Consider the following 21,197-nt stretch of genomic DNA (forward strand, 5'->3'; position numbering starts at 1 on the left):
TTCAAATGGACAAACGGTGAAACAGGGCAGACGGAAGAGACCGGACGACCAGCATGATCCAGCGCCATTTCGCCGGCGCGTACACCACGCGCTGGCCGCGCCTCATGCCTTGAACGATGGCTTCGGCGACACTGGCGGGGTCCGCTAGCGCCGGTGGGCGCGGCTCCATCCGTGCCGTCATCGGCGTGTCGGTGGGGCCCGGCTTGATCAGCACCACCTTCACAGCCCCGGCCTTGGCCATGCGGTGTTGCAGGCCTTCTGCATAGCGCTCCACCAGGCCTTTGGCGGCCCCGTAGATGTAGTTGGACTGGCGCCCGCGGTCACCCGCGACCGAGCCGATGATGCCCAGTGTGCCTTGGCCGGCGCGCTCCATCAGCCCGGCAAAAGCCTCCGCGAACAGCACGGGAGAGATGGCGTTGATGCGAAGCGAAGCCTCTGCCTGCGACAGGTCCTGCTGACAAGCCGCTTGGTCTAACAGGGCGCCATGGGCGATCAGCACCCGATCGGGTGCACCCAGGGCGCTCACCTTGTTCACCAGCCGGTGGATGGATGCCGCCGAATCAAAGTCGCCCACCAGCACGTCGATGCGGGACAGAGGGCTGCGGATGCGCAGGTCTTCAGCGACCGCATCGAGGCGCTCCCGGTCCCGGCCCAGCAGCACCACGCTGGCGGATTGCCGATGAAGCCAGGCGCGGGCGCAATGTACGGCGATGGTGGAAGTGGCACCCACGATGACGATGAAGGGCAGTGGCTGGTTCACGGTGTCAGCGTCCCATGGTGCGCCTGGAAAACGCCGAGCTGATACCCGGGTCGCGGTGGCGCAGAAAGATCGGCAGGAGGGGGTAGCTGGCCTCGAAAAGGTCGCGCGGCATGCGCGCATCCTTGGCAGGATACAGCCGTCCACCGGCTTGCTGCACGATGGCGTCGAGACGCTCGAATAACGTTAGGGTGGTGGCACCACGGTTGGGAAAGTCCAGCGCTAGAGTCACCCCGGGCTGAACGAAGCTGAGCATGCCGCCGGGCGCGCGGTCGCCGAAGGTCTTGAGCACGCTCAGGCACGACGCTTCCCCGCCGCGGCGGATGTCGCCCAGCATGGCTTGCAGCGCATCTTGCGCCACCTGGCGCGGGACCACGCACTGGTACTGATAGAAGCCTGCCGAACCGTAAAGCCGATTCCAGTCCAAACAGGCGTCGAGCGGGTTAAAGAACGCGTCGCGATGGACCAACCGTTTCGCACGCCGCCGGTTCAGGTGGAAATGCGCGGCGTTGAAGGCTCGCACGGTGTGGCGGTTGACCAGCGAGAAGGGTGGGTGAAAAGGCAACCGGCGGGGCGCATGGGGCGGGGGCGCTTTCCGCTCCCCGGATGCCGGGTTGGCTCGCCTGAAGATGCCGCGCGCCGAGCGTCCTGAGAGGCTGTCGATCCAGGCCACGGTGTGCTCCCAGAAATGCACGGATGCATCGGCCAGCGACAGGAATTCCCCGATGCCCTCGAACCGGATGTGCTCGGTTTCCAGCCACAGCCCGTGCACGCGCTGCAGCGCCAGCGTCGCGTGCGTGATCACACCGGTCAATCCCAGTCCGCCCACAGTGGCCGCGAACCGCTCGGGTTCCAGGTCGGGTCCGCAGTCCTGCAATTGCCCATCGGTACGCAGGAGCCGCAGGCTCTGCACGTGGTCGCCAAATGTTCCCTGCACATGCTGATTCTTGCCGTGCACGTCGTTGGCAATGGCGCCACCCACGGTCACGAACTGTGTGCCGGGCAACACCGGCAGGGTCCACCCGCGCGGTACGAACAGGCGCTGGATGTCGCGCAGGAGCACGCCGGCCTCGCAGGTCAGCAGCCCGGTGGCCGGGTTCCAGTCCACCAGCCGGTCCTGGTGCGTGGTGGTCCACAGGGTGCCGCCTGGGTTGAGACATACATCGCCGTAGCTTCTGCCCATGCCGTGGGCCAGGCCCTGGTGGCCGGCGGGCATCGGCAGCACACGCAGCGGATGGTTCACCAGTGCCACTACTTGATGGTCTTGCGTTGGCAGCCGGCCCCAGGACGACACATGGTTCATGGAAACGTCCAGCTGCCCAGCACCAGTGCCATGCCGAACAGCGCCGCTGCCACCAGGCTTGCCTTGTCGCGGAACGCAAAGACCAGCGGGTCGTCGTGCATCTCGCCCCGCGACGCGCGCAGCCATATCCAGCTGATCCAGAACAGCACCACCGGGACGGTGCCCCACACCAGCTCTGGCGTGGCGTACAGACGGACCACCGTTTCGCTGTTGAGGTAGAGCCCCAGCACCAGCACGGCGCAGTAGCCGGCAGCCACGCCGAACAGCTGGATGGATGCTGCGTCTGCAGCGACGTAGCCACGTCCGTGCAGCTTGCTGTCCGCAGCCGCCTCGGGCAACAGCAGTTCGGCATAGCGCTTCACGAAGGCCAGCGAGAGGAACAAAAATCCCGAGAACGCCAGCAACCAGAACGACAGTTCCACGTCGACGGCCGCTGCACCCGCGACCACCCGCATCATGTAGAGACCGGCCAGGATGAGACAGTCGACCACGGCCAGCCGCTTGAGCCAGCAGGAATAGAGCCAGGTCAGTGCCAGGTAGCCGCACAACCAGACCATGAAGGCCGGTCCCACGGACCATGCCAGTGCCAGGGCGGCCAGTGCCAGCAAGGGCATGAGCAGCACCCCCTGGCCGATCGACAGGGCGCCCGAAGCAAAAGGGCGATCGCGTTTTCGCGGATGCCGGCGGTCGTGCTCCAGGTCCAGCAGATCGTTGGCGATGTACACGGAAGAGGCGCACAGGCTGAATGCTGCGAAAGCCAGTGCCAGTCGCATCCAGGCCTGCAGGTCGTCGATCTGGTGAGCCGCTACCAGCGCCACGAACAGCAGCAGGTTCTTGGTCCAGTGGTGTACCCGCAGCGCACCCCACCAACTGCTCAGGCTGGTCCGCCTGGGGCTGAGCACCTGCGCAATGTGTCCGGCCTCCTGCGCTCGGTCGATGGTGGCTTGTGTGGCGTTGGTCACGATGCCCTGGCGTGCCGCGCTCCAGACTGGCAGGTCGGCCATGGCGTCACCCACGTAGTCGAAGCCTTGGGATCCGAAGCGCTGGACCAGTGCCCGCGCCTTGTGTTCGCCCTTGAGGTTCAACCCGCCGTCGCTGGCGAGCACCTCGTCGAACAGCTGGCAGTGCGCCGCCACATCGCAGGCGATGGTGCGGTCCGACGCTGTGCAAAGCACCAGCTGTCGGCCGCCCTGGCGCTGCGCGTGCAGCCAGCTGAGCAGCGTCTGGTCGTAGGGCAGCAGGCTCGTGTCCAACCGGGTGCGCTGGGCGATCTGCTGCTTGGAGAACGCCTTGCCGCGCATCATCCACAGGGGGATGCGCAGCGCGGCCAGGGGGGCCTGCCGACACAGCCGCAGCGTGGATTCGTGGAGCATGTCGGTGTGGACCAGGGTGCCATCGAGGTCGACCACAAGCGGTGGTGGCGTGTTGTCAACCACCGGTGGTGCAACTGGGGCAGATGGGAACAACAGGACTCCAGTGGAACGGATGCGGGAACCCGGGCGCCTGGGCGACCGATGGCTGTGGCGTAGGGGATTGTAAGCAGCGGCCTCCCTGCATTGCCCTGGCCCGTATGGTTCTGCCGGCGTGCGATGGACGGCGATGTCGTGCGCGGCTCCATGTATATTTCGCACGATCATCGGTTGATGGGCCGCATCCTTGGGAGCGCATGAACATACACCAGGCAGAGATCCAGCTGGCGGGGGCAAGGCATCTGCGGTGGTTGCCGGACGGTGTCGTGGTTTCCGACGACGGCTTGTTGATCTCCGGTTGGGCCCTTTCGGTCTGGGATCGCCAGGACCGGGTGCGCTTCCTGGTCAATGGTGTCGCCTTCGACAAGCTCGACTGGCCGCTGGATTCTTCGTACCTGACGGCGACGTTTCCCGACATTCCCCATGCGTCGCTGTCCCGGTTCTTTGCCTGGCACCCGCGAACCCCCGACCGTAACCTGTTCCCGGACGGCTTTGCGCGCTTCAATGTGACCGGTCCGCTGGGCGAGCACCGGCTGTCGTACCGCACGGCCTGGTACCTTGCAGACCCCGCCAGCGAAGTCGGCATGCCTACGCCCGAGCAGATTGAACGGGTGATTGGCAAGCCGGACGAACAGGCCTACCGGCTCGGCGGCGCCACCATCGTCAAGCGGGTGGAGCAACTGCTGCTGGAGCGTTTTGACCGCCCGCTGGCTTCCTTTGAGTCGATCCTCGACTGGGGTTGCGGTGCCGGGCGGCTTTGCCGCTACCTCACTGCGCGGTCGTCAGCGGTCACCGGCATCGACATCGACCCGGACAACGTGGCCGCGTGTGCGTACCTGCTGCCGAAGGCCCGTTTCCTGCAGGTGGACCTGATGCCGCCCACGCCCTTCCCGGCGGCGGCGTTCGACCTGGTGGTGGGCCTGTCGGTGCTCACCCACCTGGACGAACCCGTGCAGGACGCCTGGCTGGCCGAGTTGCAGCGCATCACGCGCCCGCAAGCTTTGCTGCTGCTGTCGGTGCAGGGCCTGGCCCAGATGTCGCTGTATAGGGCACCGCCTGAAATGGCGCTGGCCGCGCACGAAAAGGGCATTCTGGACAACGGTGCCAATGCCCAGCTCACCGATGTGCTGGCAGACCAGACCTACTACCGCGACGTGATGCATTCGCGCGACTACATCCTGACCCATTGGGCGAAATGGTTCGACGTGCTCGACATCATCGAAGGCATGGCCGGCAACCAGGACCTGGTGCTGCTTCGCCGCCGCACAGACTGAAAGGAACCGGCATGCACCCGAGCGCCATGCACAACGGTGCCCTGTTTTTCGAGAGCTACCTGGCCAGCCAGCCGCGGGCCACGGTCCTCGACATCGGCTCGCAGGACGTCAATGGCTCCTTGCGATCGCTGGCTTTGCCCAGCATGCGCTACGTGGGCCTGGACTTCGCGGCCGGGCCGGGCGTGGACCTGGTGCTGGACGATCCTTACCACCTGCCGTTCGCTGATGGCTCCGTGGATGCGGTGGTCAGCAGCTCGTGCTTCGAGCACATCGAGATGTTCTGGCTCATGTTCAACGAAGTGCTGCGCGTGCTCAAACCCGAAGGCCTGTTCTACCTGAACGCGCCCAGCAACGGCGAGTTTCACCGCTACCCGGTGGACTGCTGGCGCTTCTACCCTGACGCCGGCGAAGCGCTGGTGCGCTGGGGTGTGCGCTCGGGCCATCGGCCTGCACTACTGGAATCGTTCACCACCCATCAGCAGCGCGACATCTGGAACGACTTCGTGGCGGTGTTCGTGCAAAACGCTGACTGCGTGCAGCAGCATCCGGTGCGCATGCTCGATCGGCTGGATCGCTACATGAATGGCCGCAGGCACGGCGTGGCGGGCATTCTGTGCCCGCATGCGGCCAGCGAAGACGGGGCGAAACTCACACTGCTCACAGGCCACGCCAAACCGTTGGCCTGACCGATTTTCAGGCTGTCTTGCGCAACCACAGGCTGGCACCTTCGTTGTGCAGACACAGCGGCATTTGCTGTTCGAAGAATTCGCGGTGGAAGTGCGACATGAAGGTGTTCATCAGCAGCACCTGGAACCGCGCGTTGTCTTGCAGGAAGGCGCGCACCAGGTAGGCCTCGTTCCAGGCGCGGCCCTCCAGGATCCATGCCTTCGGGTACTCGAAAGGGTAGAAGATGTCGTGCAGGTGGATCACCACGCCGGGCGCCAGCAGGGGAAAGATCTCGAACAGCAGGCGGTTCACGTCGCTGCCCACCTTGCTGACGTGGGTGGAGTCGATGAACAGCACGTCGTTCTCGCCCAGCGCCTGGAACACTCCCACCGGCACGTCCTGCAAAGGCTGCCCAAGTACCGTGCTGTGGGCCATACTCGTTGGCGGTGGATTTCAAGGCGGAAGCCGCTGCATTTGCACTGCTCGATGTGCTGGACGGCATCGTTGCAGCGCATGGCGGTCGATCGCATCTCGCCGAGGATGCCCGGATGAGCGAAGCCACGTTCAAGGCGGCTTACCCCCGGTGGCAGGAGTTTGAGGAGGTGCGTGCGCGCGGGCATGCGCACGGCAGATTCATGTCGACCCAGTCCCGTCGACTGGGTCTGGCCTGAGCGAAACACGGCAACCGCGTTCTTGAAAAGCGAATCATGACCAGAATTTGATCATCGGTGCGACTTCAGTCATCGCGAAAGCGACGGCGCATCTCTGGGCCCGCGAGGGACATGCGCTCTATCTGGTCGGGCGCGACACGGATCATCTGCAGGAGATCGCGGGCGACTTAAGGGTTCGCGGTGCTCAGTCAGTCCAGCATGCGCCGCTGGACGTGAACGACTTTGCACAGCATGCCGCCGCGATCGACGCCGCCGAGGGCGCGCTCGTGGGGGCTTGACGTGGCCCTCATTGCCCATGGAATGTTGGGGGATCAATAAGCCTGTGAGCAAGATGTCCAGGCCGCACTCCAGGAACTGAACACCAACGCCATCAGCGTCATTTCGTTGCTCACGCACCTGGCCAGCCGGTTTGAAGCGCAACAGCATGGCACCCTGGTTGTTCTCGGTTCGGTGGCCGGCCGCATTCGACAAGAAGGTGCCGCTCTGGAGCGCTCCAGATGTCATCGCCCGGGCGACTCTTCGCGGAATGGCACAGCGACGCGATGTCGTTTACGCGCCGTGGTTCTAGTGGGGCGTGACGGCCATCATCAGGTCGATTCCAGAGCGCGTCTTCAAGAGGTTGTCGCTCTGACCCGCCCCGATCAGAGGCGGCGCGACGGCCAGGACGCGGGCCCCAGTGCTCACATGCTCAGGCCACGGCGAGCCAGGAGCTCGCGCACGGCGATCACGGAAGTGATCTGTTCGATTTCGCTGTCCTCGACGGTGATCTCATGGATGATTTCGATCTCGCAAGCCAGCATGACGGCCGTCAAGCTGTCCCAGTTTTCGAGGGTCTCGCTGGTGTCTTCGTCTTTGACTCGGGCGGGATCGATTCGCAGCACGGAGGCAATCAGGGCACGGACTTGCGGCATTGGCGGGCTCTTACAAAAGCGGGGGTGCGGGAAAGCATGGGAGGTGGGTGGCGCCGCACCAGTTGCGGCCATCGAGGCGCGCGCCGGCGCCGGCCCTCACCAGTTCATGTCGTATTCGATGTAGCGCTGGACATATTCATACAAGGTCCAATGCTGCGTCTGCCAGAGGTAGGCGTAGTCCGCCTGCCAGAACTTCAGGCCCAGCACCTCGGCCACCACGGGGTGGATAGGGCTCTGGTGCTCGCCCATGCCACCGTAGTGCGAAGCCGCGGCCAGGCAGGCCGCTGCGCGCTCGTTGCTGCCGCCGAGCACCGGCCGGGCGACTTCGGCAACGCGGCGCGTGAGCTCGGCCATCGCCGGCGCCGACACGTGCCCGCTGGTCCAGAACAGGTGTTCTTCACGAAAGCGCGCCAGCACGTAGTCGGCCAGCTTCACGTCGCTGCGTGCGTCGTAGCGCTGCATGCGTTCGATGTCGCGCTGCAGGCGCACGTGCAGATTGGGCATCTTGCGCTGCGACAGGTCCATGTAGGCCCCCACGGCCAGGGGCCCGCTCAAGCCCGACCGAGCGATCTGCAGGCCCAGCATGTCGCCCAGGGGATAGCGCTTCCACATCGGGTAGGCCGGGTCATGCGGGTTGCGCGGCTCCGTGGTCTCGAAGGGCCACTGGCAGTACATGTTGAAGCTGGGGTAGCGGATGACGGGGCAACCGGCGGGCAGGCGCGAGGTCAGGGCCTCCAGGGCCGGGTTGTGCTTCGCTTCCTCATACTGGCGAATCAGCAGCGCCACGTCCTTCATGTCCTCGTCAGGAATGGCCGGGGCTCGCGCCTCGCCGGGCAGGGCATAGCAGAGCGCGGCCGCAAAGCGGTAGTCGTCGTTCAAGTCGTCCAGCGTGGCGAGCATCCGCGCCAGATACGGCGCCTGGCAGTTGCCATAGACCAGCACAGTGCGCGCCTTCGGCGTGCGGCCACCGTAGACCATGGCATAGGGCGAGCGTTGCGCGGCATCAACAGAAGGTTCGGTGGTGGAGGCAGGCACTGTCAATAAAAAGCAATAAATGCCGATGGAACATGGGCCGCCCGCGCATCCAGAGAGGCTGCACTGCTCTAATTTGCAAGGTGGCACTGCTGAACAACTGTGCATTATCCGGCGCATTTGTATGGCCGTACCACCCAAAGAGTGGCCCCGCTTCTCTGAACAGTTTTACCCCGAGAGATAAAGAGACTGCGTACGGGTTGAAGAGGTGCAGAATTGTCCACGGCGGCGGTGGTCGCTTTGCGACAAACCGACCGACGCGGTGGGCAACTCGGGGCGCACCGGGGTCCTCATTCTAGGCAGCTACAGCCAACTCGGGCAGCAGTGCCCAGTAGACCTGCTCGGACGTGCGGTCCTCTATGCGCGAATGCACGCGCTCGCGGTTGTACCAGTCGATGTAGGTGTCCAGGTCTGAGCGCGCAGCGCTAATAAAGATGGTCGAGCCTCAACCCAACTTTGTTACAAGAGAGTTGCGAACCCTTGAGACGCCTTTTTTCAGAGTACGCCGTCAGGAAACCCGCCGCCAAAATCCTCAGGGCGTACCACGGCGATCCGCTGGGCGGCAGCGGCGTGTTGTGCTACATCCATTTCGGCTGGGACATGCTGGAGCAGGCGAGGGCGGCGGGGTTCCGGGATGCCTATGCCCTGGCGTACCGGGCGCCTGCGTTCGGCTACCTGGGCGATGCGTCCCTGATGTTTTTTGCCGTGGCCTGAGCCGGCGGCCCTGTACACCGACCCGATCTACCCTAGTGACCATGACCCCACGACTCCTACCGAAACACTTGGTGCGCAGGCCGCTGCGGCGTACGAAGGCTACCTCGACATCTTGGGGCCCTCAGAGATCACGGGTTGGGCTTTGGCCTCGGATGAGTTCGCATAGCACGTTGAAACTCGCATGAACGCTGGGTTTCATGATTTCTATTTAGAAAAGTACCGTCAAAAGTACCGTCATTTGTGAAAGTCTCCCCTGTCGCACGTTCCCCACACGCAGGCTGAGTCAATGGTTTAATTATTTTCAAACGGGGGCTTTTCTGGGTGTGATGAACTGCGGGGTGTCACCAAGGCCGTCAGCTAAGACCTTTGACGCCCCCCGTGCCTTCTCCATTACTCTTGGCCTGCGAACCCGACTATCTAAACACCGCAGAGGATATATCCTCAGACTCTGGCCGCAATCGGTCAGGAGGCGCCGATGCCCCGTGAGAGGCAGTTCTGCAGCGGGAGCTGCCCGTGGGTGCTACCAGATGGACTCACGCTGGCGGCTACCAAGCGGCCATTGGGTGCGGAGAAGGGCGCGTGCCCAAATGGCGCCTGTGTGAGGTACTGCAGTCATCGGGCTTCCGCAACCTCTTGTATATTTCGCACGACCATCGCTCGATGGGGCTCATCCTTGCTCTCGAATGGACATACACCAAGCAGAGATTCAGTTGGCGGGAGCAAAGCACCTGCGATGGCTGCCGGACGGAGTTGTCGTTTCCGACGATGGTTTGTTGATCTCCGGATGGGCTCTGACGGTCTGGGACCGCCAGGACCGGATGCGCTTTCTGATCAATGGCGTTGCCTTCGACAAGCTTGACTGGCCCCTGGAATCCGTCTATCTCACCGCGACGTTCCCCGACATGCCGCACGCGCAGGCTTCCCGCTTCTTTGCCTGGCACCAGCGAAGGCCTGACCGCGAGCTGTTCCCCAACGGTTTTGCGCGCTTCAATGTGACCGGCCCACTGGGCGAGCACCGCTTGTCGTACCGTACGGCCTGGTACCTCGCAGACCCGGCCACCGAGCCTGGCATGCCCACACCGGCGCAGATCGAACGCGTGATCGGCAAGCCGGACGAACAGGCCTACCGGCTTGGCGGTGCCACCATCGTCCAGCGGGTGGAAGCGCTGCTGCTGGAGCGATTCGACCGGCCGCTCGCTTCCTTCCAGGCCATCCTGGACTGGGGTTGCGGTGCCGGGCGGCTTTGCCGCTACCTCACTGCGCGGTCGTCAGCGGTCACCGGCATCGACATCGACCCGGACAACGTGGCCGCGTGTGCGTACCTGCTGCCGAAGGCCCGTTTCCTGCAGGTGGACCTGATGCCGCCCACGCCCTTCCCGGCGGCGGCGTTCGACCTGGTGGTGGGCCTGTCGGTGCTCACCCACCTGGACGAACCCGTGCAGGACGCCTGGCTGGCCGAGTTGCAGCGCATCACGCGCCCGCAAGCTTTGCTGCTGCTGTCGGTGCAGGGCCTGGCCCAGATGTCGCTGTATAGGGCACCGCCTGAAATGGCGCTGGCCGCGCACGAAAAGGGCATTCTGGACAACGGTGCCAATGCCCAGCTCACCGATGTGCTGGCAGACCAGACCTACTACCGCGACGTGATGCATTCGCGCGACTACATCCTGACCCATTGGGCGAAATGGTTCGACGTGCTCGACATCATCGAAGGCATGGCCGGCAACCAGGACCTGGTGCTGCTTCGCCGCCGCACAGACTGAAAGGAACCGGCATGCACCCGAGCGCCATGCACAACGGTGCCCTGTTTTTCGAGAGCTACCTGGCCAGCCAGCCGCGGGCCACGGTCCTCGACATCGGCTCGCAGGACGTCAATGGCTCCTTGCGATCGCTGGCTTTGCCCAGCATGCGCTACGTGGGCCTGGACTTCGCGGCCGGGCCGGGCGTGGACCTGGTGCTGGACGATCCTTACCACCTGCCGTTCGCTGATGGCTCCGTGGATGCGGTGGTCAGCAGCTCGTGCTTCGAGCACATCGAGATGTTCTGGCTCATGTTCAACGAAGTGCTGCGCGTGCTCAAACCCGAAGGCCTGTTCTACCTGAACGCGCCCAGCAACGGCGAGTTTCACCGCTACCCGGTGGACTGCTGGCGCTTCTACCCTGACGCCGGCGAAGCGCTGGTGCGCTGGGGTGTGCGCTCGGGCCATCGGCCTGCACTACTGGAATCGTTCACCACCCATCAGCAGCGCGACATCTGGAACGACTTCGTGGCGGTGTTCGTGCAAAACGCTGACTGCGTGCAGCAGCATCCGGTGCGCATGCTCGATCGGCTGGATCGCTACATGAATGGCCGCAGGCACGGCGTGGCGGGCATTCTGTGCCCGCATGCGGCCAGCGAAGACGGGGCGAAACTCACACTGCTCACAGGCCACGCCAAACCGTTGGCCTGACCGATTTTCAGGCTGTCTTGCGCAACCACAGGCTGGCACCTTCGTTGTGCAGACACAGCGGCATTTGCTGTTCGAAGAATTCGCGGTGGAAGTGCGACATGAAGGTGTTCATCAGCAGCACCTGGAACCGCGCGTTGTCTTGCAGGAAGGCGCGCACCAGGTAGGCCTCGTTCCAGGCGCGGCCCTCCAGGATCCATGCCTTCGGGTACTCGAAAGGGTAGAAGATGTCGTGCAGGTGGATCACCACGCCGGGCGCCAGCAGGGGAAAGATCTCGAACAGCAGGCGGTTCACGTCGCTGCCCACCTTGCTGACGTGGGTGGAGTCGATGAACAGCACGTCGTTCTCGCCCAGCGCCTGGAACACTCCCACCGGCACGTCCTGCAAAGGCTGCCCAAGTACCGTGCTGTGGGTCATGTCCTCCGGGTGCATCAATGATTGCAGCAAAGCCGGGTAGGGGTCGATGAAGGTGGTGTGAACAGGGTGATCGATGAAGTGCTCGATGGTGTCCAGCGTGACGCACGACGAATGGCCCGACCCCACCTCCACCACCCGCTTCGGTGCCAGGTGACGCAGCATGCAGTGCAGCATGATCGCGTCGGAATGGCCGTAGGCTGGGTTCTGGTAGTGGTAGCGCAGACCGGGGCTGGGCTGGTCGGTGAAGGGGATGTCCTGGTAGTAGCGGGCAAACCGTTCCAGCAGCGCCCGTTGCGCCGCTTCCTGCATGTCGATGCCAGGCAGCGTGCGCGGCATCGGCCCGAACAGGCGGGCTTCGTTCTGGCGCACGGCCTGCAGGTCGGGCAGTGCCGAGTAGTAATGGCCAGGGGGAAACAGTTCGCTGGTGGGCTCAAGCATGGCGGGTGCAAAGGTGGCAAGGGCGGCGGGGGCACCCACCGTATTGAGCCACAATGATCCGGCAACACCCCGTGTTTTTTCCTTGGCCTGCCTGTTTGACCCCTGTTCACCCTGTATTGCATGTCACTCGTTACATCCCCCGCCGACATTGACCAGGACCTGGCCGCCCGGCTGGACACCACCTGGGGCGACCCTGCCACCTGGGTGGCCCATGGCCTGCAATGGCTGCACCTGGACGCCGTGCGCGAACGCATGCACGAGCAAGTGACGGGCGATGCGGCCGTGTCGCCGCTGGATTGGTTCTTTCAGACTGTGGGTGCCTCACAGTCCCTGCCGCTGCGGCGCGTGCTGGTGCTGGGTTGTGGACAGGGAACGGTGGAGCGCCAGGTGGCGCGTGCCGGCTGGGCCACAGAGATCGTAGCCATCGACCTCTCCGCCAAGGTGTTGGAGGTGGCGCGGGCGAACGCAGCCGCCGATGGCGTGGCCATCCAATACCTGCAAGCGGACATGAACCGCTTGCCGCTGGGGCAACCTGGCTTCGAGCCCGGCAGTTTCGACGCGGTGCTGGGCGTGTCCAGCGTGCACCACTGCGCCGACCTGGAGCACCTGTACGCCAGCTTGGCCAGCCTGCTGGTGCCGGGGGGCTGGTTGTTCCTGGACGAATACGTCGGCCCCGACCGCTTCCAGTTTCCGGACCACCATGTGCGCTTCATGAACCAGTTGCTGGACATCCTGCCCGAGCACTTCCGCACCCTCAATGACGGCCGGGTGAAGGGCAATCTCTGGCGCCCTTCGGTGGCGGAAGTGGTGGCGATCGACCCCAGCGAGGCGGTGCGGTCATCGAAAGTGCTGCCCTTGCTGGAGCCGCATTTCGAAGTGCAGGAGCGACGACCTTACGGCGGCGCCATCCTGCGGGTGGTGCTGTCCGACATCGCCCAGAACTTTCAGGGCGCCGCCGCAGCGCCCTGGCTGCACGCTCTGCTGGGCGCCGAGGAAGACATGTTCCGCACTGGCCGCCTGCAGCGTGACATGGCGTGTGTCATGGCCCGCGCGCGCGGTGGAGCCAATCCGCCATCCAGCGCGGGTCGTTGAGCCCGAGTGAGAACATGCTGCCGGGCGCTGCCAGCGCCTGTTCGGTGGGCAGCGCGGCGTAGGCCTGGTGGATGAGCGGCAGGCGCTCACCAAGCACCCGGTTGGCCGGATCAAGCCCGGTCACGACCGTCAGCCCGGCCGGCGCGGTGGGCACGGTCACGATGCGCAGGTCGGGGCGCAAGCCCTTGAGGCAGGGCACGATCTTCCAGCCGTCCGAGGTGTAGAAGCCGGTGCGGTGCTCGCGGCTCGCGGTCGATGCGCTCAGGGGCAGGGTGTCGTGCAACAGCAGCACCGCACCCTGCGCAGCGAAGCGTTCTGCCGCGATGAAGTCGTCGAGCACGGCTTCGAAACGGTGATCGCCGTCGATGAACGCCAGGTCGAAGCCCTCCGGTGTCAGCCCACTGTCTGCTGGTATCGAAGCGAAGAAGGCCGAACTGCTCATGCGGTACAGCCGGGCGGGGCCTTTGCAGCGGCTCAGTGGGTCGCCCAAGGGCGAGGGGTCCACGCCAATCACCCGCGTTGCGGCCGAGGCCAGTGCCAGCGACTCGCCCTTTTCCACGCCGATTTCCAGGTAGGTGCGGGGTGCCAGTTGCGCATGGAACCAGGCCAGCCAGAAGCGGTAGTCCGCACCGGGCCAGCGCAGCCGGGCCAGGGCCACGTGTACTTCCGGCAGGTTGGGCTCCATGGCCAGCGCCTCCCACAGGCATTCCAGCGCGGCCTGATCATTACCCTGCCACGCGAGCCGGCGGTACCGGGCCAGGGCTTTCACCTCCAGCGGGTGGCGCTTGGCTTGACGCTCAGGGCTCGGTTCACGCATCGCGGTCTCTCCGTGAGCCTTGCAGCACGCGTCTGAGCGCTTCGCCGAACAACTCTTCGTTGTAGCGAGCGCTGCACTGTGCCCAGGCCGACGCCTGCTGCTTCAGCCAACGTGTGTCGTCGTCCAACAGGCGTGCGATGCCGGCGGCATAGGCGGGGGCGTCTCGCGCCGCCTGGATGTCGATGCCCGCGTCCCAGTCCAGCTGCCGGACCAGCACCGCCGACGCCACCACGGGAATGCCATTCGACGCCGCTTCGATCACCTTGGCCGGCACGCCGCCGGCATAGCGCACCGGCGCCACGAACACGCGAGCGCTGTCGTACAGCGGCTCCAGCACCGCTTGCGCGCCGAGCAACCGCACGTCCGGCCCGGCCAGCTCGCTCACCCGGCTGGACCGGTTGACCCCCACCACCGAGAGCACCGGCGGCTGCGCCATGCGCTTGCGCAACAAGGGCATCACTTGTTCGATGAACCACACCAGGCCGTCTTCGTTCGGCGTATCGGGGTGCAGAGCGCCCACGAAGAGCAGACCGTTGCGCGTCGCAGGTCCGGGCACGGAGCGGCGCAAGGTGACCGTGTGGCTCAGCAGGGTGACGCGGTGGCCAGCGGCGCGGAACAGCGCCGCGTCGCGGTCCGACACCACGAACACATGGTCCGTGCCATTCGCCAGGCCGATCTCGCCCGCCAGCCGCGCCTGGGCTGCTGCGCGGGTCATGGGCCGGCCCTTGACGGCGGCCTCTGCGATCTCGCGCAGGGCGAACAGGGCTTCGGCGTCGTAGATCACGCGCATGGGCTCGAACAGCTCCGGCCTGCGCTGACGCAGCGGTTGCAGCGCCTTGAGATTGGGGGGGCGGCTGACCACCAGCACGTCGTACAGGCCCTTGCGTTTGTCCAGAAAAGCCTCCAGCCGGTCGATGCCATGGTCCAGCATTACCTCCGTGCTGTGCGGCAACGAGGCGTACACATCGCGCCAGTTGTCTTCGGCCACCCACAGCGGGAAAAAGGTCACCGGCCAGTCGCGCAATGCCTGCAGCATCAGCCGCGCCCGGGGCAGGCCGCCGCCCTTGAGCATGTGGGGCACCTCGTTGTCGATGATGAGCACGCGAGGGCGGCGCGGCTGATCTTCCGGTGAACACCACCGGTCACCGTCAAGTGGCTGGGGCGAGGGGGCCGGCTGGTGCTCCAGCCATTCGCTGTGGCACGCCAGGAAGCGCTGCTGGTTCTCGCGCATCTGTCGCGGTGCTTCGTCGCCAGTTGCACTGCCCCATTCCAGGTGTTCCAGCAGCACTTCCGGTGCATACACCACGCGAAAGCCTGCGCGCCACACGCGTACGCAGAAGTCGGTGTCTTCGTAGTAGGCCGGTGCGAAGCGGTCGTCGAAACCGCCCAGCAGGCGCCACACGGCCATGGGCACGGCCAGGAACACGCCCGACACATAGTCCGCCGCGCGGCCGGCCATGGCGGCTGGTGAGAACGGGTCTTCGCCCCGGCCCATGCCCGCAGTGGAGCCGTCTCGGAAGATGCGGTTGCCCGCCTCCTGCAAGCCCCCGGTGGTGAGCACGATGCGTCCCCCCAGCGCGCCGATGGCCGGTTCCGCGTCCAACCGCGCGCAGGCGGCCGCCAGCGCGCCTTCCTGCAGGATGGCGTCGCTGTTGAGCAGCACCACGTGGCGCCCCCGGGCCAAGATGGCGGCCTCATTGACGGCCCGCAGAAAGCCCAGGTTTTGACGGTGCGAGACGATGCGCGCGCCCTGCACCCGCTGCAGCAGCGTCGCGGTTTCGTCGGTGGATGCGTTGTCCACGATAAGGGTCTCGAAAGACACGCCGCGTTGGTCGGCCAGGGCCTGCAGGGTCTTGCGGGTAAGGCCCGCCTGGTTGTAGAGCACCACGATCACGCTCACGGCTGGCGGCTCGTCCGATCCCGGTGCGGGCAACCGCAGCACCACCTCTTTGCCCAGCCAGTCGTGTAATGCGCGCCGGGCCTGCGCCCGCACGCGGTCCTTGGGATCGTTGCCGATTTCTGCGACAGACAGGCTGTGCACAAATGCTTCGCACCAGCGCTCGATCTGGGCCGCCACGCGTCGACCGTCCACCAGCGGTGAGTCCAGCATGCGCGACCGCAGCCCGGCGCGGTGCTGGCCCAGCAAGGGCAGATCGCTGGCGAGCGCGCATGCTGTCTGCACATACGCAGGTGCGTCGGTGGCGGTCCAGCCGCCCAGACCCATGGCCGCCAGAATGGAATGGGCCTGCCGCGCTCCGGCCCAGTCGCCCGCCAGCGTGACCACCGGTACCCCCATCCACAGCGCGTCCAGCAGGCTCAGGCCACCATTGCTGGGGAAGGTGTCCAGCACCAGATCGATGCCTTGAAACCATTCCAGCAGGCCTTCGTAAGAGCGAGCTGGGTCAAAGGCCACGCGCGATGCGGCCACGCCCTGCTCTTGCAGTGTGGCCAGCACGCTGGTCCGTTGTGGCCAGTCGTGGGACTCTTCGCCAATGAAGCGGATGTTCGATCCGGGCGTGGCCATCAGCACCTGTGCCCAGGCTTGCAGGCTTGCGGGGTTCAGCCGCAGGCCGCGCGCGGGTACGCCGAAAGTGACGAACCCGTTCGACAGGGCCGGTAGCGGCCCCACCGCCGGTGCGTGCACCGGCGGGTCCCAGCACCACTGGCCGCCTTCCATGCGCCACAGCGCTTCTTCGTACCGAGCCTCATGTGCGGTGGGGATCGAAGCGCCATCGGTCAGATAGGCATCAAACAGCCCGCCCGACGTGCCCCAGCAGCCCAGCCAGCCCACCTGCAACGGGGCCAGGCGGCGCGCGTAGAGCTGCAGCAGGTCCTGCTGTCCTTCGAAAGGGTGCAGACCGCCGGTGTCGATCAGCACGTCGATGCGGTGGGCCGCGCACGCCGTGGGCAGGGTGTCGAGATCCAGGGGCTCGCAGTGGATGTGGCGCGGCAGCGGCGGCAGCGGCCGGTTGCTGAACACGAACACCTCTGCCGCTTGCGCGTCGTGGCAAGCCAGTACCCGCCGCAGCAGGCTCGCATGCAACTGGCTCACCACGTAGGCGATGCGAGGCCGCGCGCCTTTGCGCGGCTGCGGGGGCAGACGCGGGCGCTGGTCCATGCCAGCCCGCAGCTTGAGTTCGCGAAAACGCTGGCGCGCCATCCGGGCGAGATCATCGGGCCGCGAGGCTTCGCTGAGGGAGGCACCGTAGTGCGCCGCACGGCCCGCCCAGGCGTCTGCCGGAAAGTCCTGCGCGGCCAGCTTGATCAGCCGCATCAGGTGGTCGTGTCCCTGGCGGGAAAACGCATCGACGATGGCTTCCTGAAGCAGGGATTGCCGCAGCGAGGGGGCCAAAAGGGCCAGGGTGGCCTGTGCGCCCGTTTCGCCCAGGCCCGCCAGCCGCACCAGCACCCGCGCCGCTTCGCCCACACGTTTCTGCGCGGACAGCAGGCGCCGGCACAGGGCCAGGGCGCGCGCGTGAGCATCGGGGAAACAGTGGGCGCCTTCGGTCAGCAGCCGGGCCTTGAGCAACATACCACCCGCATGAGACGGCTGGCGCGCCAGCAGTTCGTCCACGGTCTCAAGCCCTGATTCAAACGCGCCGCCACGCAGCATCGCTTCGGTCAGCTCCAGCGCGGACACCGGATCGTCAGGCCGCAGCGAGCGAGCGCGGAGGAAGGCCAGCTGGGCCTGTGCGAAACGCTGGTCTGCGATCAGGATCCAGCCGAGCTGTCGCAGGCTGTCCAGCCCGTCTGGCCGCAGGCTCAAGGCCGTTTCAATGGCCGCTTCCGCTTCGCTCAGGTGGCGCTGCTGGTGGCGCACCGCCGCCAGCGCCCGCCAGGCCTCGGCGTCTGCGGGGTCTTGAGCCACGGCGCGCTGCGCCAGGTCCTGGGCCAGGGTGATCTCACCCGCCGCCGTCAGCACGAATGCGGCCTGACACATCGCGGGGACGTCGTCGGGCCGCAGTTGCAGCAGACGATGAACCACAGCCTTTGAGCCTGGCAGGTCGCCTTCTTCCAGCAAGACCCAGCCCAGCGTGCGCAGCGACTCCACATTGTTCTTGTCGATCCGCAGTGAGCGTTCCAGCGCACGCAGCCCGGCCAACCGCCGCCCGCCTTGCAAGCGCGCCACGGCCAGCAGGCGCCACAGCTCACTCTGTTGGGGCGCTTCGCGCAACATCGGGATCAGCAGCCTTCGGGCCTCGTAGGTGCGCTCCAGGTTGAGCAGCACCTGCGCCATCAGGGCCTGGGCCGCGGGCAGCCCGGGATGCTGTGCCAGCACCTGCTGCAACAGCCAGTGTGCATCGGTCGCATGGCCCCAGCCGGCCTGGATCTGTGCACGGCGCAGCAGGGCGTCGGTGTGGGTGATGTCGCGCTGTTGCAACTCGCCAAAGCATGCGTCGGCAGCGGTAAGGTCCTGCGCCGCTTGATGCAGCACGCCTAGCAGGTACCAGGCCTGTGTGCGTTCGGGGTGTGCTTCAGTCTGTCGCCGGGCCAGGTCGATGGCCGCTGAGCGGTGGCCGTTGTCCCAGCGGCGCCAGACCAGCGCCTGCGTCAGATCGGGGTCGAACGGGCATAGGGTCAAGCCCGCTTCCAGTGTCGCTTCGGCCTCTCGCGCGCGTTGCAGCGCGGTCTGGCAGTGAGCCAAGTGCAGGTGCAGGCGCCCTTGTTCTGGCGCGTCAGATGGCAGTGCGTCCATCGCTTCCCTGTACAAGGGCATGGCCGCATCCATTTGCCCCAGCTGCTGGAGCAGCCAACCCATCAGCAGCAGCCGTGCAGGCTCGCGCGATGTCCGCAGCGCAAGCTGTGCCCATTCGGAGGCCTCTTGAAGTTGCCCCATGTCCTGCAGGGTCCAGGCCAGCGCGGCAGCGGCCTCGTGGAGCGACGCGTCGAGCTGACAGGCCCGGCGCAGGTGTGCCGCAGCCTGGGCCATTGGGCCTGTTTGGCCTGCCTGGCCCATCTGGCGGTACAGCAGGCCCGTGTACCAGTGCAGGGCCGCGTGGTGGGGCCACTGCGTCAGTGCTGGGGCCAGCACCTGCATGGCGGCGTCTGTCTCCCCGGCATCCAGCAGAAAGTAGCCGAGTGCCGCGGCGGCATGGGGCGTGGCGCGTGTGGCCAGTGATTGCTGGGCCAGGCGTTGGGCGCTGGCCTTGTCGCCCTCACCGAAGCGCTGCCACGCCTGGGCCAGCAGGTCCTGAGGCTGCACCGTGACGTCTTCGCTCACGCCAGGGAACCGCCCGCAGCGGACACGAGCCTTTCGGCGACCACGGTGAAAAACAGCACCTCGCGGTCGTAGGCCGGTTGCAGTTGCTGGTGGAAGGTCACCCGGCACTGCGTGAAGCCCAGCAGGCCCAGGGCCGAGGTGAAGAACTGCGGCGTGAACTGCCACCAGGTGTCGATCTGCTCCACCCCCCGGTGCGGCAGCAGCTTGGCCAACGGCTCGTCGCCCAGCGAAGGGTCGTGCATTTCGGTGATGACCATGGTGTGTCGCACCCGGTCCGCCACGCTTTGCAGCAGGTCGAACGGGCGGCGCGTGTGCAGCAGCACCGACGCCAGCACGCCCATGTCAAAGGGGCCGAAGTCTGCCGGCAGCGCGCAGGGGTCGCCCTCGAACACGCGCACGCGGGACTGGTGCTGCTGGTGCAGGTACCAGAAGCTGTTGCGCACGCTTTCGATGGTGGCGCTGAAGTCGCTGCGCCAGGCCTGCGTGTCAAAGCCCTCGAACGGCACCAGGTCCCACAGGTGGGCCATGGACGGTTCCACGCAGGTTACCGAAGCGCCGGCGGCTTCCATGTAGAACGACAGGTGCCCACTGGCCGGTCCTACTTCCAGGACGGAACGGCCGGTCACGCTGGTCTCGCCCAGGTACTCGAAGGTGTTGGGCCTAAGGTCCCATTCGGCGCTCACTTCCTCGCCATCGTCCAGCGTGCAGGCGTGGTAGAAGCGGCAGTCTTCGCGGCGCGGCGAGCGGGGCGCCACCTCGCGCAGCGTGGCGGCGGTGGGGAGAGCGGACGCAACAGGGGTGGTGTTCGGCAACTGGCGGTCTAGCTGTTCCCTGGCCTGCGCGGTGTGCTGGGCATGCAAGGCCAGGCGGCTGAGCATGTCACTCACGATCAACGGTGTGGCGGCAACATGGGCGAACGACTGTCGCAAGGCGGCCTGCCGGTGCAGTTCGCTGGCCACCGGGTCGTACAGCGACCGCAGCGCCTGCGCCCATTGCGCCACTGGCGCTTCAGGCGCCAGCGTGGTCCCGGCTGCGCCCACGAGCGCCGGCAGGTGGCCGCGGTCGCTGGCCAGCACGGGCAGGCCATTGAGCTGCGCTTCCAGCGCAGTGCGCCCAAAAGACTCCTCCCACACCGATGGCATGAGCAACACCCGCGAACGGGCGAACACCTCGCGCATGTCGCGGGTGGGGTCCTGCCATTCGATGTTGCCTAGCTGGGCGGCCCGGTGCCGGCACCAAGCGCGCCAGGCGGGGTCCAGGTGCCAGCTCTCCATCACCAGAAAAGGCAGCTCCGGGCAGGCTTCGGCTAGCGCAAACATCGTTTCCACGCCCTTGATAGGCGCAGGGTTGACGAACAGCACCTGGTCGCCGGTGCGCCCGGCCACATAGGGTTCCGGCGCCACCACGGGAGGAACGACCACGCAGTCGATGCCGTAGAGGGCGCGCCAGCGCTGGGCGGTGAAGGCCGAATTGGCGAAGTACAACAGCGAAGGGTCGGGCGCCAGGTTGCCCGCCAACTGGCGGGTTTCCACGTTGTGCAGGTAGGCCGCCGTGGCGCGCCCGGTGGACAGACTGGCCAGCAACATGGGCGCCAGCGTGGTGCCGCTCTGTACCACGATGGCGTCTGCCCCCCAGGCCGCAGCGGCCATGGGCAGGGCTTGCTCCGGTGCTTCGGCGCGCAGCACCAGGTAACCCAGGCTCTCGTCGCTGCTGGTGCCGGCTGTTCGCGGGCTGGCCTGATCGCTAGCCACTCGGCCGCACAGCACGGCGGCTTCGGCCCCCATGGCGCGGATGGCCAGGCACAGGTCGTGGGTGGTGGTCTGAAGCCCGCCGGTGATCTCCGGCAGGTGGGCGTAGTTGGAAGCCAGCAGGACGCGCATGGGTCCGATCGTCCGGTGAGAGGTGAAGGCACTTCACCTGCCGTGCCCTGGGGCAGGGCACGCCGGTCGCTGGCGGGCCGGGGCAGGTGTC

Annotated in this window: 19 protein-coding genes; 8 read left to right on the top strand and 11 right to left on the bottom strand. The window is 66.1% G+C overall.

What is annotated here, in order from left to right; translation table 11 throughout:
- Position 1: 1 nt before the first annotated feature.
- From N8A90_RS19015 to N8A90_RS19025, 3 genes are read right to left on the bottom strand one after another with little or no spacing between them, the layout of a single operon-like run.
- Positions 2–760, bottom strand: coding sequence for an SDR family NAD(P)-dependent oxidoreductase (locus N8A90_RS19015; protein ID WP_262076573.1), 759 nt, complete (start codon positions 758–760; stop codon positions 2–4).
- Between the two features lie 4 nt (positions 761–764).
- Positions 765–2,060 (bottom strand): FAD-dependent oxidoreductase, encoded by a 1,296-nt coding sequence (locus N8A90_RS19020; RefSeq protein WP_262076574.1) that lies wholly within the window; start codon positions 2,058–2,060, stop codon positions 765–767.
- Positions 2,057–3,526 carry a UbiA family prenyltransferase gene (locus tag N8A90_RS19025; protein ID WP_262076575.1) on the bottom strand — a complete coding sequence of 490 codons (1,470 nt, stop codon included), beginning with the start codon at positions 3,524–3,526 and terminating at the stop codon, positions 2,057–2,059. Before N8A90_RS19025 ends, N8A90_RS19020 begins: the two co-directional genes overlap by 4 nt.
- A gap of 200 nt (positions 3,527–3,726) precedes the next feature.
- Here N8A90_RS19025 and N8A90_RS19030 point away from each other — a divergent pair, with 200 nt between their 5' ends.
- Both N8A90_RS19030 and N8A90_RS19035 read left to right on the top strand, forming a co-directional pair.
- Complete coding sequence (locus N8A90_RS19030; protein ID WP_262076576.1) at positions 3,727–4,803, top strand: class I SAM-dependent methyltransferase; 1,077 nt, start codon at positions 3,727–3,729, stop codon at positions 4,801–4,803.
- An 11-nt stretch (positions 4,804–4,814) separates the two neighbouring features.
- Positions 4,815–5,489, top strand: a complete 675-nt coding sequence (locus tag N8A90_RS19035; RefSeq protein ID WP_262076577.1) for a methyltransferase domain-containing protein — start codon at positions 4,815–4,817, stop codon at positions 5,487–5,489.
- Positions 5,490–5,496: 7 nt separating this feature from the next.
- On the opposite strand, the gene N8A90_RS19040 is transcribed toward N8A90_RS19035, so the two are convergent.
- Positions 5,497–5,904, bottom strand: coding sequence for a class I SAM-dependent methyltransferase (locus N8A90_RS19040; protein ID WP_262076578.1), 408 nt, complete (start codon positions 5,902–5,904; stop codon positions 5,497–5,499).
- Positions 5,905–5,915: 11 nt separating this feature from the next.
- Here N8A90_RS19040 and N8A90_RS19045 point away from each other — a divergent pair, with 11 nt between their 5' ends.
- Together N8A90_RS19045 and N8A90_RS19050 are read left to right on the top strand one after the other, a co-directional pair.
- Positions 5,916–6,140, top strand: a complete 225-nt coding sequence (locus N8A90_RS19045; RefSeq protein ID WP_262076579.1) for a D-arabinono-1,4-lactone oxidase — start codon at positions 5,916–5,918, stop codon at positions 6,138–6,140.
- Between the two features lie 47 nt (positions 6,141–6,187).
- Positions 6,188–6,418, top strand: coding sequence for an SDR family NAD(P)-dependent oxidoreductase (locus N8A90_RS19050; protein ID WP_262076581.1), 231 nt, complete (start codon positions 6,188–6,190; stop codon positions 6,416–6,418).
- 402 nt (positions 6,419–6,820) lie between these two features.
- Here the strand turns inward: N8A90_RS19050 and N8A90_RS19055 are convergent, their stop codons facing one another.
- The 3 genes from N8A90_RS19055 to N8A90_RS25515 form a co-directional block, all read right to left on the bottom strand.
- The gene (locus tag N8A90_RS19055) at positions 6,821–7,051 is read right to left on the bottom strand and encodes an acyl carrier protein (RefSeq protein WP_262076582.1); all 231 of its coding nucleotides are present in this window, start codon (positions 7,049–7,051) and stop codon (positions 6,821–6,823) included.
- A gap of 96 nt (positions 7,052–7,147) precedes the next feature.
- Complete coding sequence (locus N8A90_RS19060) at positions 7,148–8,086, bottom strand: WcbI family polysaccharide biosynthesis putative acetyltransferase (RefSeq protein WP_262076583.1); 939 nt, start codon at positions 8,084–8,086, stop codon at positions 7,148–7,150.
- 292 nt (positions 8,087–8,378) lie between these two features.
- Entirely contained in the window at positions 8,379–8,519 is a 141-nt protein-coding gene (locus N8A90_RS25515; RefSeq protein WP_410087709.1) for an IS3 family transposase, read from the bottom strand.
- A gap of 44 nt (positions 8,520–8,563) precedes the next feature.
- Between N8A90_RS25515 and N8A90_RS19065 the strand changes: the two genes are divergently transcribed.
- From N8A90_RS19065 to N8A90_RS19075, 3 genes are all read left to right on the top strand, one after another.
- Positions 8,564–8,797: a hypothetical protein gene (locus N8A90_RS19065; protein ID WP_262076584.1), complete on the top strand. Its 234-nt coding sequence runs from the start codon at positions 8,564–8,566 to the stop codon at positions 8,795–8,797.
- Between the two features lie 683 nt (positions 8,798–9,480).
- Positions 9,481–10,557, top strand: a complete 1,077-nt coding sequence (locus N8A90_RS19070) for a class I SAM-dependent methyltransferase (protein ID WP_262076585.1) — start codon at positions 9,481–9,483, stop codon at positions 10,555–10,557.
- Positions 10,558–10,568: 11 nt separating this feature from the next.
- Positions 10,569–11,243, top strand: coding sequence for a methyltransferase domain-containing protein (locus N8A90_RS19075; RefSeq protein ID WP_262076577.1), 675 nt, complete (start codon positions 10,569–10,571; stop codon positions 11,241–11,243).
- A 7-nt stretch (positions 11,244–11,250) separates the two neighbouring features.
- Here the strand turns inward: N8A90_RS19075 and N8A90_RS19080 are convergent, their stop codons facing one another.
- Positions 11,251–12,096 (bottom strand): class I SAM-dependent methyltransferase, encoded by an 846-nt coding sequence (locus N8A90_RS19080; protein ID WP_262076586.1) that lies wholly within the window; start codon positions 12,094–12,096, stop codon positions 11,251–11,253.
- 120 nt (positions 12,097–12,216) lie between these two features.
- Here N8A90_RS19080 and N8A90_RS19085 point away from each other — a divergent pair, with 120 nt between their 5' ends.
- A complete protein-coding gene (locus N8A90_RS19085; protein ID WP_262076587.1) occupies positions 12,217–13,188 on the top strand; it encodes a class I SAM-dependent methyltransferase in 972 nt (323 codons plus the stop codon).
- Here the strand turns inward: N8A90_RS19085 and N8A90_RS19090 are convergent.
- From N8A90_RS19090 to N8A90_RS19100, 3 genes are read right to left on the bottom strand one after another with little or no spacing between them, the layout of a single operon-like run.
- Positions 13,136–14,005, bottom strand: coding sequence for a class I SAM-dependent methyltransferase (locus N8A90_RS19090; RefSeq protein WP_262076588.1), 870 nt, complete (start codon positions 14,003–14,005; stop codon positions 13,136–13,138). The genes N8A90_RS19085 and N8A90_RS19090 overlap by 53 nt on opposite strands.
- On the bottom strand, positions 13,998–19,226 hold the full coding sequence (locus N8A90_RS19095) for a tetratricopeptide repeat protein (RefSeq protein WP_262076589.1): 5,229 nt from the start codon (positions 19,224–19,226) through the stop codon (positions 13,998–14,000). Before N8A90_RS19095 ends, N8A90_RS19090 begins: the two co-directional genes overlap by 8 nt.
- Positions 19,223–21,106, bottom strand: a complete 1,884-nt coding sequence (locus N8A90_RS19100; protein WP_262076590.1) for a glycosyltransferase — start codon at positions 21,104–21,106, stop codon at positions 19,223–19,225. Before N8A90_RS19100 ends, N8A90_RS19095 begins: the two co-directional genes overlap by 4 nt.
- Positions 21,107–21,197: the final 91 nt, after the last annotated feature.

It is taken from the genome of Variovorax sp. N23 (assembly GCF_025486315.1).
GTDB lineage: Bacteria > Pseudomonadota > Gammaproteobacteria > Burkholderiales > Burkholderiaceae_C > Variovorax.

What these genes read in the sequence shown, in the direction of transcription:
- N8A90_RS19020 (WP_262076574.1), bottom strand. Translation starts at nt 2,060, where the DNA reads ATGAACCATGTGTCGTCCTGGGGCCGGCTGCCAACGCAAGACCATCAA.
- N8A90_RS19030 (WP_262076576.1), top strand. Translation starts at nt 3,727, where the DNA reads ATGAACATACACCAGGCAGAGATCCAGCTGGCGGGGGCAAGGCATCTG.
- N8A90_RS19035 (WP_262076577.1), top strand. Translation starts at nt 4,815, where the DNA reads ATGCACCCGAGCGCCATGCACAACGGTGCCCTGTTTTTCGAGAGCTAC.
- N8A90_RS19040 (WP_262076578.1), bottom strand. Translation starts at nt 5,904, where the DNA reads ATGGCCCACAGCACGGTACTTGGGCAGCCTTTGCAGGACGTGCCGGTG.
- N8A90_RS19055 (WP_262076582.1), bottom strand. Translation starts at nt 7,051, where the DNA reads ATGCCGCAAGTCCGTGCCCTGATTGCCTCCGTGCTGCGAATCGATCCC.
- N8A90_RS19070 (WP_262076585.1), top strand. Translation starts at nt 9,481, where the DNA reads ATGGACATACACCAAGCAGAGATTCAGTTGGCGGGAGCAAAGCACCTG.
- N8A90_RS19075 (WP_262076577.1), top strand. Translation starts at nt 10,569, where the DNA reads ATGCACCCGAGCGCCATGCACAACGGTGCCCTGTTTTTCGAGAGCTAC.
- N8A90_RS19080 (WP_262076586.1), bottom strand. Translation starts at nt 12,096, where the DNA reads ATGCTTGAGCCCACCAGCGAACTGTTTCCCCCTGGCCATTACTACTCG.
- N8A90_RS19085 (WP_262076587.1), top strand. Translation starts at nt 12,217, where the DNA reads ATGTCACTCGTTACATCCCCCGCCGACATTGACCAGGACCTGGCCGCC.
- N8A90_RS19090 (WP_262076588.1), bottom strand. Translation starts at nt 14,005, where the DNA reads ATGCGTGAACCGAGCCCTGAGCGTCAAGCCAAGCGCCACCCGCTGGAG.
- N8A90_RS19100 (WP_262076590.1), bottom strand. Translation starts at nt 21,106, where the DNA reads ATGCGCGTCCTGCTGGCTTCCAACTACGCCCACCTGCCGGAGATCACC.